The sequence below is a fragment of the Streptantibioticus ferralitis genome, from assembly GCF_029223525.1.
GTDB lineage: Bacteria > Actinomycetota > Actinomycetes > Streptomycetales > Streptomycetaceae > Streptantibioticus_A > Streptantibioticus_A ferralitis.
This window is the reverse complement of record NZ_JARHTQ010000001.1, coordinates 121,338-135,108: the sequence shown is the minus strand read 5'-3', so window position 1 is coordinate 135,108 and position 13,771 is coordinate 121,338. Positions and strand designations below refer to the sequence as shown.

General features: G+C 71.2%; 10 protein-coding genes. 9 read left to right on the top strand and 1 reads right to left on the bottom strand.

Going from position 1 to position 13,771, the window contains the following annotated elements; all coding sequences use genetic code 11:
• Positions 1-12: 12 nt before the first annotated feature.
• The gene (locus P2L57_RS00605) at positions 13-2,037 is read right to left on the bottom strand and encodes a trypsin-like serine peptidase (RefSeq protein ID WP_275806433.1); all 2,025 of its coding nucleotides are present in this window, start codon (positions 2,035-2,037) and stop codon (positions 13-15) included.
• A gap of 285 nt (positions 2,038-2,322) precedes the next feature.
• Between P2L57_RS00605 and P2L57_RS00600 the strand changes: the two genes are divergently transcribed.
• The 9 genes from P2L57_RS00600 (at position 2,323) to P2L57_RS00560 (ending at position 13,734) form a co-directional block, all read left to right on the top strand.
• Positions 2,323-3,021, top strand: coding sequence for a trimeric intracellular cation channel family protein (locus P2L57_RS00600; protein ID WP_275806431.1), 699 nt, complete (start codon positions 2,323-2,325; stop codon positions 3,019-3,021).
• A 58-nt stretch (positions 3,022-3,079) separates the two neighbouring features.
• Positions 3,080-3,949 carry a thioesterase family protein gene (locus P2L57_RS00595; protein WP_275806429.1) on the top strand — a complete coding sequence of 290 codons (870 nt, stop codon included), beginning with the start codon at positions 3,080-3,082 and terminating at the stop codon, positions 3,947-3,949.
• A gap of 72 nt (positions 3,950-4,021) precedes the next feature.
• Positions 4,022-5,191: a cysteine desulfurase family protein gene (locus P2L57_RS00590; protein WP_275806427.1), complete on the top strand. Its 1,170-nt coding sequence runs from the start codon at positions 4,022-4,024 to the stop codon at positions 5,189-5,191.
• A gap of 464 nt (positions 5,192-5,655) precedes the next feature.
• Positions 5,656-6,813 (top strand): tRNA 2-thiouridine(34) synthase MnmA, encoded by a 1,158-nt coding sequence (gene mnmA, locus P2L57_RS00585; RefSeq protein ID WP_275806425.1) that lies wholly within the window; start codon positions 5,656-5,658, stop codon positions 6,811-6,813.
• Positions 6,810-7,349, top strand: a complete 540-nt coding sequence (locus P2L57_RS00580; RefSeq protein ID WP_275806423.1) for an LOG family protein — start codon at positions 6,810-6,812, stop codon at positions 7,347-7,349. The genes mnmA and P2L57_RS00580 overlap by 4 nt, the downstream gene beginning before the upstream one ends.
• Before the next feature lie 25 nt (positions 7,350-7,374).
• The gene (locus P2L57_RS00575) at positions 7,375-8,064 is read left to right on the top strand and encodes an SDR family oxidoreductase (protein ID WP_275806421.1); all 690 of its coding nucleotides are present in this window, start codon (positions 7,375-7,377) and stop codon (positions 8,062-8,064) included.
• Positions 8,065-8,161: 97 nt separating this feature from the next.
• Complete coding sequence (locus P2L57_RS00570; RefSeq protein WP_275806419.1) at positions 8,162-9,208, top strand: methionine synthase; 1,047 nt, start codon at positions 8,162-8,164, stop codon at positions 9,206-9,208.
• A 38-nt stretch (positions 9,209-9,246) separates the two neighbouring features.
• Positions 9,247-11,406 carry an NAD-dependent DNA ligase LigA gene (ligA, locus tag P2L57_RS00565; protein WP_275806417.1) on the top strand — a complete coding sequence of 720 codons (2,160 nt, stop codon included), beginning with the start codon at positions 9,247-9,249 and terminating at the stop codon, positions 11,404-11,406.
• A 195-nt stretch (positions 11,407-11,601) separates the two neighbouring features.
• Positions 11,602-13,734, top strand: a complete 2,133-nt coding sequence (locus tag P2L57_RS00560) for a putative bifunctional diguanylate cyclase/phosphodiesterase (RefSeq protein WP_275806415.1) — start codon at positions 11,602-11,604, stop codon at positions 13,732-13,734.
• Positions 13,735-13,771: the final 37 nt, after the last annotated feature.

Sequence of the window (13,771 nt, the reverse complement as noted above, 5' to 3'; positions counted from 1 at the left end):
CTCACTGACAGATCAACGCCGTACCGGCGGCAGCGTCGAGCCGGACGGTGCCGGGATCAGGACCGACTCCGGGCCCAGGGCCCTTCCGGTGTTGCCGTACATCGACAGTTCGCCGTCGGACCAGCGGACCAGGTAGTCGTCCGGCCACGGGCCGGTGCCGTAGTTGCCCGCGGTGGTGAGGGTGGCGTTGGTCCACAGCGCGCTGGAGTTGCGCTCACGCACCTCGGTCTTGACGCCGTGCTCGTCCACGTCCGGGTAGACGTCGACCTCGCCGTCGGACCAACGGACCACAAGGTCCCAGGTGTTGGTGCCCGCGAAGTCACCCGCGGCGACGCTGGTGGCGTGGGTCCACACGGAGTGCGGCTTGGCCAGCTGCACCTGGTTGTGCAGCCCGGCGGAGTCCACGTCCGGGTAGAGCGTCATCTCGCCGTCGGACCAGCGCACGATCAGGTCGTCCGGCCACTTGTCGGTGCTCGAGAAGCGGCCCGCGGTGATCGTGGAGGCGTGCTGCCACAGCGAACCCGGCTTCACCAGCACCACCTGCTTGTGCAGGCCGGTGGCGTCCACATCGGGGAAGAGGGACAGACTGCCGTCGGCCCACCGGACCACCAGGTCATAGGTGTTGGAACCGGCGAAGTCCCCGGCGGTGATGGAGACCGCCTTGCTCCAGACGGAGCCGGACTTGGCGAGGGTGATCTCCTTGTCGAACCGGCCGTTCCCCGCACCGCGGTAGAGCGTCAGCTCGCCGTCGGACCAGCGCACGATCATGTCGCTGAAGTCCTTGCCGGGCGTGGGGGAGGGGGCGAAGTACCCGGAGGTGATGGTGGCGGCGTGCGTCATGGTCGACGCGTTCGGCAGGACGTTGGGGCGCGCGGGTGCGGCGCCGGAGACGGCCGTGTCGTACAGGTTCTGGATGTCGGTGCCGTAGTACGAGCTGTAGGAGACGTCGGCGGTGGGACCGCCGGTGTCCCAGCCGCCGATGCTGCCGACCACATCGCCGGTGCCGGTCTGTGGGTTGAAGTTGGCGAGGAACGGTCCGCCGCTGGTGCCGGTCCGGTAGTCCTGGCAGGCGATGCGCAGGAACGACCCGGGTGTGCCGTCGGTGGGGGTGAACTGGGTGGTGTTGGTGGTGCAGGTCAGCGGCTGGGCGTCGTTGCCCGGGTAGCCGATCAGGGTCACGTTGTCGAAGGCGTAGCCGCGGCCGGTGGCAAGGTTGTTGGCGCCTACCACGTCCTGGACCTGCTTGCCGTTGCTGCCGGGGCCGACCTCGGCGAAGGCCACGTCCCACTGGTCGCCCTGTACGCGTCCGCGGTCGTAGTAGTGCGGGTCGATCCAGATCCGGCCGCGTCCCTCGGAGTCCTGGTTGACCGGGAAGATGCCGTACGGCTGCGGGTTGGCCTGCGTCCACTGCGGTACGAAGGCCATCGCGTCGTTGGGCGCCGCGGTGTCCAGGCAGTGTCCGGCGGTGAGCACGATGTTGTGGTGCGGGCTGGCGATCACGCTGGCGGTGCAGAAGTACGAACCGCCGTTCCGCAGCAGGTACATACGGCCGATCATCGGCAGGCCGCCGAAGTGCGTACTACCCGCGGCCGGGGAGGAACTCGTGGACGGCGAGGGGCTGGGCGACGGGCCGCTGGACGGGCTCGCGGAGGCGGAAGGCGTGCTGGACGGCGTCGGGCTGGTGGTCGGAGCAGGTGGGGGACTGCTCGGGCCGGTCCCGTTCGTCGGGCTGTCAGTCGGGACCGGCGATGACGAAGGCAGGTCCATCGTGCTGAAGTCGTGCGCCGCGTCGCGTATTCGGCCGACCGCGGCAGCGGGCTTCGGCACGCCCTTCGCCCCGGGCTTCCTGGCATGGGCGACGGGCTTCTTCGCGTCCTCCGGCAGCGGCATCGGCTTGGCGTCGGCCATCCGCGCGGCAGTCCAGAACTGCTTGGCGTCCTTGGCGGTCCAACGGCGCGACTCGGGAAGCGCCGGGGGCGCTTCGTCGGGTATCGCCTGCGCCGATATGGACTGGTCCTCAGTGAACTGGGCTGTCATAGCAGAGGCGTTGGGCCATAGAAAAGCCCCCGCCACAACCGCCGCGCCCGCGGCGGCGCCGATCATTCCACGGCGCTTCGCGCGGTGTGCTCGACGTCTCGCGCGGCGTGGAAAAAGTGTGCGCACCCTGGTAGACCCCCCACGTGGTACCGGACATGTAGGGGTGACCTTACGTGACCTGTTCGACAGCCGGTGTACGAGTACGACCGACGGACGGCTGAGGCTCGCGGCCGTCGGGGGTGCCGCCGTCCGTTCCCGGCGGATGGTGCAGGTAGAACTGTCTGCGTGACGCCCCACCCGCTCGGTGCCGCCCTGGTCGGTCCCGCTCTCTTCAGCCCCTCCGTGCAGCATCTGCTCGACCTCGTCGGGATCTTCGTCTTCGCGATCTCCGGTGCGCTGCTCGCCGTACGCAAGAACCTCGACGTGTTCGGCATGTGGGTGCTCGCCGAAGTCACCGGACTCGGCGGAGGGGTGCTCAGGGACCTGATCATCGGTGCGGTGCCACCCGCCGCCTTCACCGATCTCGGCTACTTCCTGACCCCGCTGGGCGCGACCGTGCTGGTCTTCTTCCTGCACCCCGAGGTGGAACGGATCAACCGCGCGGTGATGGTGATGGACGCGGCGGGCCTCGGGCTGTTCTGTGTGACGGGGACCATCAAGGCGCATACGTACGGCCTCGGTCTGACCGCCTCGGCCGCGCTCGGCGTCGCCTCGGCGGTGGGCGGCGGTGTCATCCGCGATGTGCTGGCGCAGGAAGTGCCGTCCCTGCTGCGCTGGGACCGCGACCTCTACGCCGTTCCGGCGCTGGTGGGGGCCGCCATCGTGGCGCTGCTGATCCACTTCCACGCGTTCACCGCCTTCGGCAGCGGCTTCGCGGCGGTGGTGGCGTTCGTCCTGCGGCTGCTGGCGATGCGGTACGGCTGGCGGGCGCCGCGCGCCTGGCACCGCCGCAGTTCCGCGACCGAGGCGCCGGACAGGGTCTGAGAGCGCGTTGGCAATCCGGGGCTACCCGCCAGTAACTTCTGGGTGTACCGTGCACGCCATGGCACAGGCGACCATCGGGGACAGTGAGTTCGACCGCGACACCGCGGTCACGCCGCGCCCCGACCACCAGGGCGGACCCGGCGTCTTCGACGCTCACCTCTCCCAGGGCTGGACGATCCTGCGCGCGGTCAACGGCGGCTATCTGCTCGCCACGGCGGCCCGCGCTCTCGGCCAAGTCCTCCCGCACCCCGACCCGTTCACCATCACCGCGCACTATCTGACCCCGTCCGGGCCCGGCCCGGCCGTGATCCGCACCGACGTGATCCGCACCGGCCGCACCATGTCCACCGGCCAGGCCCGCCTGCTCCAGACCGACAGCGCGGGCCACGAGGTGGAGCGGCTGCGGGTCACCGCCTCCTACGGCGACCTCGACGGGCTCCCGGACGATGTGCGCACCAGCGCCAAGCCCTTCGCGATCCCGCCCTACGAGCGGTGCCTCGGCAGGGCCGACGGCCCGGACGTCGCCAGCGCGAGCCCGTTCTCGTCCGGCAGCACCGAGATCACCGAACGGCTCGACATCCGGCTGGACCCGGAAACCGCCCGCTGGGCACTCGGCGCGCCCAGCGGGCGGGGCGAGATCCGGGCGTGGTTCGGCCTCGCCGACGGCCGGGACGCGGACCCGCTCTCGCTGCTGCTCGCGGTGGACGCCCTGCCGCCGACCGCCTTCGACCTCGGCCTGGGCGGCTGGGTGCCCACCGTCGAACTCACCGTCCACGTACGGCAGCGCCCGGCCCCCGGCCCGCTGCGCATCGCCGTCAGCACGCGCAACCTGGCCGGCGGCTTCCTGGAGGAGGACGGCGAGGTCTGGGACAGCGAGGACCGTCTGGTGGCGCAGTCACGGCAGTTGGCGCGGGTGCTGCTGCCCTGACGGCCGGGTGGCCTGGAGTGCACCCCGTCCCGGCGCGATGGCCGCGGGCGGGCTCGTAGAATCGGGTCCACCATGGCCTACCTTGACCACGCCGCCACCACTCCGATGCTTCCGGAGGCGGTCCAGGCGATGACCGCGCAGTTGTCCAGCACCGGGAACGCCTCCTCGCTGCACGCCGCCGGACGGCGCGCCCGGCGGGCCGTCGAGGAGTCCCGCGAAGCGCTCGCCGCCGCGCTGGGCGCCCGGCCCAGCGAGGTGGTGTTCACCGGGGGCGGTACCGAGTCCGACAACCTCGCGGTGAAGGGCCTGTACTGGGCGCGCCGCGCGGCCGATCCGCGCCGCACCCGGGTGCTGGCCAGCCCCGTCGAGCACCACGCGGTCCTCGACGCGGTGCACTGGCTCGCCGACCACGAGGGCGCCAGGATCGACTGGCTGCCGGTCGACGGCTACGGCAGGGTGCACCCCGACGCGCTGCGCGAGGCCATCGAGCGCGATCCCGCCGATGTCGCCCTGGCCACGGTCATGTGGGCCAACAACGAGGTCGGCACCGTTTTCCCGATCCATGAACTCGCCGCGGTGGCACGGGAGTTCCAGGTTCCGCTGCACTCCGACGCGGTCCAGGCCTTCGGCCAGGTCGAGGTGGACTTCGCCGCCTCCGGCCTTGACGCGATGACGGTGACCGCACACAAGATCGGCGGCCCGTACGGCGTCGGAGCGCTGGTGCTGCGCCGTGAGTGGGCGCCGGTGCCGCTGCTGCATGGCGGCGGGCAGGAGCGCGATGTGCGCTCCGGGACGCTGGACACACCCGCGGTCGTGGCGTTCGCCACCGCCGCGACGTTGGCCGCGGAGCGCCGGGTGGAGTTCGCCCGGGAGATCGGCGGGCTGCGCGATCGGCTGATCGCCGCCGTACGGGAGGCGGTGCCGGACGCGATCCTCAACGGGGATCCGGCGTCCGAGGGGCGGCTGCCCGCCAATGCGCACTTCTCCTTCCCGGGGTGTGAGGGGGACTCGCTGCTGCTGCTTCTCGACGCGCAGGGGATCGAGTGCTCCACCGGCTCCGCCTGTACGGCCGGGGTGGCCCAGCCGAGCCACGTCCTGCTGGCGATGGGGGCGGATTCCGCTCGGGCCCGGGGGTCGCTGCGGTTCTCGCTGGGGCACACGTCCACGGCGCAGGACGTGGACGCGCTGGCCTCGGCCATCGCGCCGGTCGTTGCGCGGGCGCGCGCGGCGGGGTTGTCCTAGGGGCGCTCGCGCGGGCGGTTTGGGATATTCCCCTGTTGGCCTTGGCCCTTTGCTTGCGGTTGCGCACGGTTGGCGGTGGGTGCGGGTGCGGGTGCGCTGCCCTGCAGCGGGTGCGTGGTGAGCAATGCCCGCCCACCCGTTGCCCTGGTCCGCAGCGGTGCCGTTGCGCGCGGCTGGTTGTGGGGCGGGTTGTGCCGGGGTGTCTCCTCACTCCAGGTCGGTTCCACGGTTGCGGTACGTCGCGGGGGCGCTGCGGGGACACCCCGGCACCCCCCCTCGCGTGCGCTGCTGCGCTGCGGATAGGGGTGAGTGGGAAAGCGCACCGCAGGGAGAAAGCACCCGCACCGGGAATGGGACAGAAGCCCCCGGCGGGGAAACCGCACCGGGAACGGGGCGGACGCCCGTGCGTACCGGAAACGCGCCGACCGCGGGCAGCGGTCGGCGCCGCGTACCCTGGAGGGGCTATGACTGAATTCCCAGGCGCCCCGACAGGGCCACGTAACGGCTCCCGCCTGCGGGTCCTCGCGGCGATGTCCGGCGGTGTGGACTCCGCCGTCGCCGCGGCCCGCGCGGCCGAGGCCGGGCATGACGTGACCGGCGTCCACCTCGCGCTGTCGGCCAACCCGCAGTCGTTCCGCACCGGCGCCCGAGGCTGCTGCACCATCGAGGACTCGCGGGACGCCCGGCGGGCCGCCGATGTGATCGGCATCCCCTTCTACGTGTGGGACCTCGCCGAACGGTTCCGAGAGGACGTCGTCGAGGACTTCATCGCCGAGTACGCGGCCGGTCGCACCCCCAACCCCTGCCTGCGCTGCAACGAGAAGATCAAGTTCGCGGCGCTGCTGGACAAGGCACTCGCGCTCGGCTTCGACGCCGTGTGCACCGGCCACTACGCCACGATCGTCGTCCGCGAGGACGGCACCCGCGAGCTGCACCGCGCCAGCGACGAGGCCAAGGACCAGTCCTACGTCCTCGGCGTGCTGGACGAGCGCCAGCTGGCGCACGCCATGTTCCCGCTCGGCGACACGCTCACCACCAAGGACGAGATCCGCGCGGAGGCGGAGCGCCGAGGGCTGGCCGTCGCCAAGAAGCCGGACAGCCACGACATCTGCTTCATCGCCGACGGCGACACCCAGGGCTTCCTGGCCAAGCGCCTCGGTACCGCCGAGGGTGACATCGTCGACGAGGACGGCACCAAGCTCGGGTCGCACGACGGCGCCTTCGGCTTCACCATCGGCCAGCGCAAGGGGCTGCGCATCGGCACCCCGGCCGCCGACGGCAAGCCCCGCTACGTCCTGGACATCTCGCCGGTGAACAACACGGTCACCGTCGGCCCCGCCGACGCCCTCGACGTGATCGCGCTGACCGCGGTCAAGCCGCGCTGGTGCGGCACCTCGCCGACCGGTCCCGGCACCTACACCGCCCAACTGCGCGCCCACGGTGGCGAGACGGAGGTCACGGCGGAGCTGACCGGCGGGGAACTGCGGGTGCGGTTCAGTGAACCGGTACGCGGCGTGGCGCCCGGTCAGGCGGTCGTCCTCTACGACGGTACGAGGGTGGTCGGTTCGGCCACCATAGCCACGACGGAACGGCGCAAGGGTGCGGCTACCGTAGCCGTATGAATATCTGCGTCTTCCTGTCCGCGGCGGAACTCGACGAGCGATACACCGCTCCCGCACGCGAGTTCGCGGAACTCATCGGCAAGGGCGGACACACCCTCGTCTGGGGCGGGTCGAACGTCGGGCTGATGAAGGTGGTGGCCGACGGTGTGCAGGACAACGGCGGGCGCCTCGTCGGGGTGTCCGTCGAGTTCCTGGGGGACAAGGCGCGGGTGAACGCGGACGAGATGGTGATGGCCGCCGATCTCGCCGAACGGAAGGCGCAGTTGCTGGCCCGCTCCGACGCGATAGTGATCATGGTCGGTGGCACCGGCACGCTGGACGAGGCCACCGAGATCCTGGAGTTGAAGAAGCACGGGCTGCACACCAAGCCGGTCGTGCTGCTCAACACGGCCGGTTTCTACGACGGCCTCAAGCAGCAGTTCCAGCGCATGGAGGACGAGGGCTTCCTCCCGCTGCCGCTCGCTGACCTGGTCTTCTTCGCCGAGGACGGCGTCGGCGCGCTGGCCTATCTGGAAGAGGCCGTCGGCATCCAGTGACAGCGGTCGATGACAGCATGGCGGCATGAGTACGCACCTGATCACCGGCGCGGGTTCCGGCATCGGCGCGGCCGTCGCACGCCGCCTCCTCGACCGCGGGGACGAACTGTGGCTGCTGGCCCGTGACGCGGGCCGCGCCAAGGAACTGGCCGGAACCTTCCCCGGTGCCCGCACCCTCGTCGGGGACCTGGCCGAACCCGAGCGGCTGTCCTGGGCGTTCGGCCACCAGACACTGCCCGACCGGCTCGACTCGCTGCTGCACATCGCGGGTGTCGTCGACCTCGGCCGGGTCGGCGAGTTGAGCGCGAAGACCTGGAACCGTACGCTCGCCGCCAATCTCGTGGCCCCCGCCGAGCTGACCCGGCTGCTGCTGCCCCAACTGCGGTTGGCCCGCGGCCATGTGGTCTTCATGAACTCCGGCGCGGGCCTGCGCGCCAACCCCGACTGGAGCGCGTACGCGGCCAGCAAGCACGGTCTGAAGGCGCTGGCCGACGCGCTGCGCGCGGAGGAGCACGACAACGGGCTGCGGGTGACCAGCGTCTACCCGGGCCGTACGGCCAGCCCGATGCAGGAGAAGGTGCACCAGCAGGAGGGCAGGGAGTACGACCCGCAGCGCTGGATCGACCCCGAGTCGGTCGCCACGACCGTGCTGACCGCGCTCGACCTGCCGCGCGACGCGGAGCTCACCGATCTGTCGGTGCGCCCCGGAGCGTGATGGGCGGGCGTGCGGGGACTCCCCTGTGCGCCAGTCCGAGCGGCCCCGGCCCGAGGCACTGCCTCCGGCCGGGCCGGACGTCTCTTACGCTTCGTGCGTGAGTACGGAGAACCAGACCCAGCCCAGCACGTTCAAGCCGTCCCCCGGAGCGGCGACCGGAGTGGGATCGATGCCCGGCGGCGATGCGCGGGAGGCCGCGCGGACCGCCGTCGGCACGGTGGAGGCACTGCCCTTCCTCCCGGAGCTCCCCGCACGGGGACCGGGCGCCGACATGATCGGGCGCACCCTAGGCATGCTGGTGGAGCTGTACGCGCGGGTGGAGCCCAGCGGCTGGCGCTTCGCGGACCGGCCGGGCCGCGACACCCGGCGGGCGCGGAGCTGGATGGGGGAGGACCTCGACGCGCTGGAGGAGTTCACCCAGGGCTACGCGGGGCCGCTGAAGGTGCAGGTCGTGGGCCCCTGGACGCTCGCGGCCTGCGTCGAGCTGCGCGGTGGCGAGTCGGCGCTCGGCGACCCCGGCGCCTGCCGCGACCTGACCGCCTCCCTCGCCGAGGGCCTGCGGTTGCACGTGGACGAGGTCCGGCGGCGGGTGCCGGGCGCCGAGGTGGTGCTGCAGCTGGACGAACCGTCGCTCACCGCGGTACTGCGCGGGCAGGTGCGGACCGCCAGCGGATACCGGACCTACCGCACGGTGGACCGCGCGGTGGTCGAAGGGGCGCTGCGCGAGGTCATCGAGGCGGTGCGCACGCCGGTGATCGCTCATTCGTGCGCCCCCGACGTGCCTTTCGCGCTGCTGCGGCGCTCCGGTGTCACCGGTGTCTCGTTCGACTTCGCGCTGCTCACGGAGCGTGAGTGGGATGCCGTCGGGGAAGCCGTTGAGGGAGGCGTCAAACTGCTCGCGGGGGTGGTGCCCGGCACGGACGCGGATTCGGGCACTGATTCGAGGGCATTGTCAGACCCTGCCGGTAGCGTCAGTGGTGTCCGGTCGCTGTGGCGCAGGCTGGGGCTGGCACCGGGGACTCTCGCGGAGTCCGTGGTGGTCACTCCGGCGTGCGGTCTCGCGGGGGCCTCGCCGGCGTACGCCCGCGCGGCACTGGCGCACTGCGCCAAGGCGGCCAGGACACTCGTCGACGACCCTGAGTAGCCGCTCGCAGCGCGCAAGAAGACAACGGAGGACCCGGCATGGAGACACCGGCAGAGGTTCGGGAGCGGCACGCCCAGTTGGCCGAGCAGGTCGAGGAGCACCGCTTCCGCTACTACGTGAAGGACGCGCCGGTCGTCAGCGACGCCGAATTCGACAAGCTGATGCGCGAGTTGGAGGCGATGGAGGACGAGTACCCGGAGCTGCGCACACCCGACTCGCCGACCCAGAAGGTCGCCGGCTCGTATGCCACCGAGTTCACCGAGGTCGAGCACCGCGAACGCATGCTCTCGCTGGACAACGCCTTCGACGACGCCGAGTTGAACGCCTGGGCGGAGCGCATCGCCCAGGACCTCGACGGGTTGCCGTACCACTTCCTGTGCGAGCTGAAGGTGGACGGCCTCGCCGTCAACCTCACCTATGAGCAAGGGCGGCTTACCCGCGCCGCCACCCGCGGCGACGGTCGCACCGGCGAGGACATCACTCCCAACATCCGCACCATCGGCGAGATCCCGAACCGCCTCAAGGGCGACCGGATCCCGGAGCTGGTCGAGGTCCGCGGCGAGGTCTACTTCCCGATGGAGGAGTTCGAGGCGCTCAACGCACGCCTGGTGGAGGCCGGTGAGAAGCCGTTCGCCAACCCGCGCAACGCGGCGGCCGGCTCGCTCAGACAGAAGGACCCGCGGATCACCGCCAGCCGCCCGCTGCACATGGTGGTGCACGGCATCGGCGCCCGGACCGGCTTCGACATCGACCGCCAGTCGCACGCCTACGAGCTGCTGCACGAATGGGGTCTGCCGACCGCCGCGCACTACAAGGTGGTCGACTCCATCGCGGCCGTTCGCGAGTACATCGCGTACTACGGCGAGAACCGGCACTCCGTCGAGCACGAGATCGACGGTGTCGTGGCCAAGCTCGACGAGATCGCGCTGCAGGGCCGTCTGGGCTCGACCTCGCGGGCACCGCGCTGGGCGATCGCCTGGAAGTACCCGCCGGAGGAGGTCAACACCAAACTGGTCGACATCCGCGTCGGCGTCGGCCGCACCGGCCGGGTCACGCCGTACGCGGTGGTGGAGCCGGTGACGGTGGCGGGCTCCGAGGTCGAGTTCGCCACGCTGCACAACCAGGACGTGGTGAAGGCCAAGGGTGTGCTGATCGGCGACACGGTGGTGCTGCGCAAGGCCGGAGACGTGATTCCGGAGATCCTGGGCCCGGTGGTGGACCTACGGGACGGCGGCGAGCGCGAGTTCGTGATGCCGGCCGAATGCCCGGACTGCGGCACGGCGTTGCAGCCGATGAAGGAGGGCGACGTGGACCTGCGCTGCCCCAACGCCCGTTACTGCCCGGCCCAGTTGCGGGAGCGGATCTACTACCTGGCGGGCCGCAAGTGCCTGGACATCGAGAACTTCGGCTATGTGGCGGCCACCGCGCTCACCCAGCCGCTGGAGCCCGCCGAGCCGCCGCTGCACGACGAGGGAGATCTGTTCGACCTCACCGTCGAGGAGTTGCTGCCCATCAGGTCGTATGTGCTCGATCCGGACACCGGCCTGCCGAAGCGCGATCCGAAGACCGGCGAGCAGAAGATCGTCACCTTCTTCGCCAACCAGAAGGGCGAGCCGAAGAAGAACACCCTCGCCATGCTGGAGAACATCGCGGCGGCCAAGGACCGCCCGCTGGCCCGGATCATCACCGGCCTGTCCATCCGTCATGTCGGCCCGGTCGCGGCCGAGGCGCTGGCCCGCGAGTTCCGTGACCTGGACCGAATCGCGGAGGCCGACGAGGCGGAGTTGGCCGCCGTTGAGGGGGTGGGCCCAACCATCGCCGCCTCGCTCAAACAGTGGTTCGCCGAAGACTGGCACCGGGAGATCATCGAGAAGTGGCGGGCAGCCGGTGTCCGCTTCACCGAGGAGGGCTCGGACGAGGGGCCGCGGCCACTCGAAGGGCTCACCGTGGTGGTAACCGGAACCCTTCAGGAGTACACGCGAGATGGCGCGAAAGAGGCGCTCGCCAGCCGCGGTGCGAAAGTGACAGGGTCGGTGTCGAAGAAGACCGGATTCGTCGTAGTGGGCGACAACCCCGGTTCAAAGTATGACAAAGCGGTCCAACTGAAGGTGCCGATCCTCAATGAGGCGGGGTTCGCCGTGCTGCTCGAACAGGGTGCGGACGCGGCTCGTGAGGCGGCGGTCAATCCGACTGAATAACAGGTATACGTCACCCGTTCGGCGCATACCAGAAGGATGAGGGAAGCCGTGTTCCATTCGGGCAACCACGGTGGATCGCTGCCCGCGGCAGGCTTATCCGGCCTACTGTTGAGGAGCGCTCCTGCCGGGCATCAGTCTCATCGCCGGGCGTGGCTACCAACAGGCGCAGCACCCCAGGCTGTGAGAGGGACGGGCATGAAACCGACGGACAACGCCGGGCCGGCTTCGCGCCGACCGCGGTCCGCCGTGCCGCCGGTACCCCCGGCGGTGCTGCGCGGAGGGCTGGTGGCCGCCGCCGCGCTGGCGCTCACGGCAGGCGTGGCACGGATACTGGCGGACGGTCATGCGCTCTTCCCCGGCGGTGCGCCGGGCTGGGCGTTCGCCATCCTGACCGGCATCATCGTCGGCCATCTGGTGGCGCTCGGCCGGGACCGCTGGTGGGGCGGCACCGGATCGGGCGCCGCGCTCACCCTCGCGGTGCTGCTGCTGTACGGCTGGGTGCCGTCCGTCCTGGTCAGCCTGGCCGTGGTGGTGCTGGTCGGCACGGCCCGCAGGCACCGCTGGCGGCAGGCGGTGCTGCACGGAGCCGTGGACATCCTGGGCATCGGGGCGGCCGCCCTCGCCCTCACCGCCTCCGGCAACCATCCCTCCGTCGAACGTCCTTGGCGCCCCGAGACCTGGCAGCTGTCCGCGCTGCCCATAGTCGTGGTGGCCTCACTGTGCTACCTCGCTGCGACCCGCGCCCTGTTGTGGTACTCGGTCGCGCCGCGCGGCGGAGGACTGCCCACCGTGGCCCGCACCGCGCTGATACGCCAGGGCCTGGTCGGGGTCGCCCTGCTGGGGATCTCGCCGCTCATCGTCGTGGTGGCCGATCGGATGCCGGTGGTGCTGCCGCTGTTCGCGGTGCCGCTGATCGCGCTGGACTCCACGCTGTGGATCGCCCGGGCCCGCGCCGAGGAGCAACTGCGTGATCCGCTCACCGGACTGCCCAACCGCCAGTGGCTGCTGGAGCGCACCTGGGCGGCGCTCGACCACGCGGAACGCAACGGCGAACGTGCCGCGTTGGTCCTGATCGACCTCGACCGGTTCCGCTCGGTCAACGACACCCTGGGTCATCTCGCCGGCGACCGGCTGCTGTTGCAGATAGCCGACCGGCTGCGGCTCGCGCTGCCGCGGGGGGCGGAGGCCGCCCGCCTCGGCGGTGACGAGTTCGCCGTACTGCTGCCCGCATGTGACTCGCCGACCCGCGCCCAGCGGGTGGCCCGCACGCTGGTGGGCGCGCTCAGTTCGCCGCTCAACCTGGACGGCCTGACGCTGGTGCTGGAGGCCAGCGCGGGGGTCGCGGTCTTCCCCGACCACGCGGTGGACGCCGAAGGCCTGCTGCGGCGCGCGGACGTGGCGATGTACGAGGCCAAGCAGGACCGTAGCGGGGTCGAGGTCTACGAGGCCACTCGGGACGGCAACACCCCTGACCGATTGGGCCTGTTGGGTGATCTGCGGCGCGCCCTTGACGTGGGCGACGTCAAGCTCCACTACCAGCCAAAGGTCCGCTTCGACGGCCAGGTGGCCGGGCTTGAGGCGCTGCTGCGCTGGGTGCATCCGGAACGCGGCCGGGTCAGCCCGGAGGAGTTCATCGCCATCGCGGAGAGCTCCGGGCTGATGCCGCAGCTGACCGAGTACGTCCTGGAGACCGCGCTGGCCCAGGTGGCGCGGTGGCGCAAGATGGGGATAGAGGTCCCGGTCGCGGTCAACGTCTCGCCGCGCGACGTACACAGCCCCGGCTTCGCGGGCGCGGTCGCCGCCCGGCTGGCACGGCATGGAGTCCCGCCCGGCGCCCTGCAGTTGGAGATCACCGAACACGTCCTGCTGGAGGACCCGCAGCGCGCCGCCGACACGCTGGCCGGGCTGACCGGCCATGGGGTGAAGATGTCGCTCGACGACTTCGGCACCGGCTACTCGTCGCTCGTGCATCTGCGGCGGCTGCCGGTAAGCGAGTTGAAGATCGACAGGTCGTTCGTGGCCCGGCTGGTGGTCGACACCGAGGACGCGGAGATCGTCCGGTGCACGGTGGACCTGGCGCACTCGCTGGGACTGCTGGTCGTCGCGGAGGGCGTCGAGGACGACGAGACCTGGGAACGGTTGCGCGATCTTGGATGCGACGCGATCCAGGGCTGGCTGGTCGCCGCCGCGATGCCGCCGGAGGAGACCACCGCGTGGCTGCGGATCCGGGCCAAGAGCGGGTGGCACCGCGGCGACGACGACTCCGTCGCCGCCGCTCCGGCCCAGGAGGCCGAGGCCTCCCACTCCTCCGGCCAGGTCGTGAAGTAGCTTCTCCCGCCCGGCCGCCCCGGCCGGGGCGGCGCCC

Bases quoted from the DNA above. Each gene is read 5' to 3' on its own strand.
- P2L57_RS00605 (WP_275806433.1), bottom strand. From the start codon at position 2,037: ATGACAGCCCAGTTCACTGAGGACCAGTCCATATCGGCGCAGGCGATA.
- P2L57_RS00595 (WP_275806429.1), top strand. From the start codon at position 3,080: ATGGCACAGGCGACCATCGGGGACAGTGAGTTCGACCGCGACACCGCG.
- P2L57_RS00590 (WP_275806427.1), top strand. From the start codon at position 4,022: ATGGCCTACCTTGACCACGCCGCCACCACTCCGATGCTTCCGGAGGCG.
- mnmA (WP_275806425.1), top strand. From the start codon at position 5,656: ATGACTGAATTCCCAGGCGCCCCGACAGGGCCACGTAACGGCTCCCGC.
- P2L57_RS00580 (WP_275806423.1), top strand. From the start codon at position 6,810: ATGAATATCTGCGTCTTCCTGTCCGCGGCGGAACTCGACGAGCGATAC.
- P2L57_RS00575 (WP_275806421.1), top strand. From the start codon at position 7,375: ATGAGTACGCACCTGATCACCGGCGCGGGTTCCGGCATCGGCGCGGCC.
- ligA (WP_275806417.1), top strand. From the start codon at position 9,247: ATGGAGACACCGGCAGAGGTTCGGGAGCGGCACGCCCAGTTGGCCGAG.
- P2L57_RS00560 (WP_275806415.1), top strand. From the start codon at position 11,602: ATGAAACCGACGGACAACGCCGGGCCGGCTTCGCGCCGACCGCGGTCC.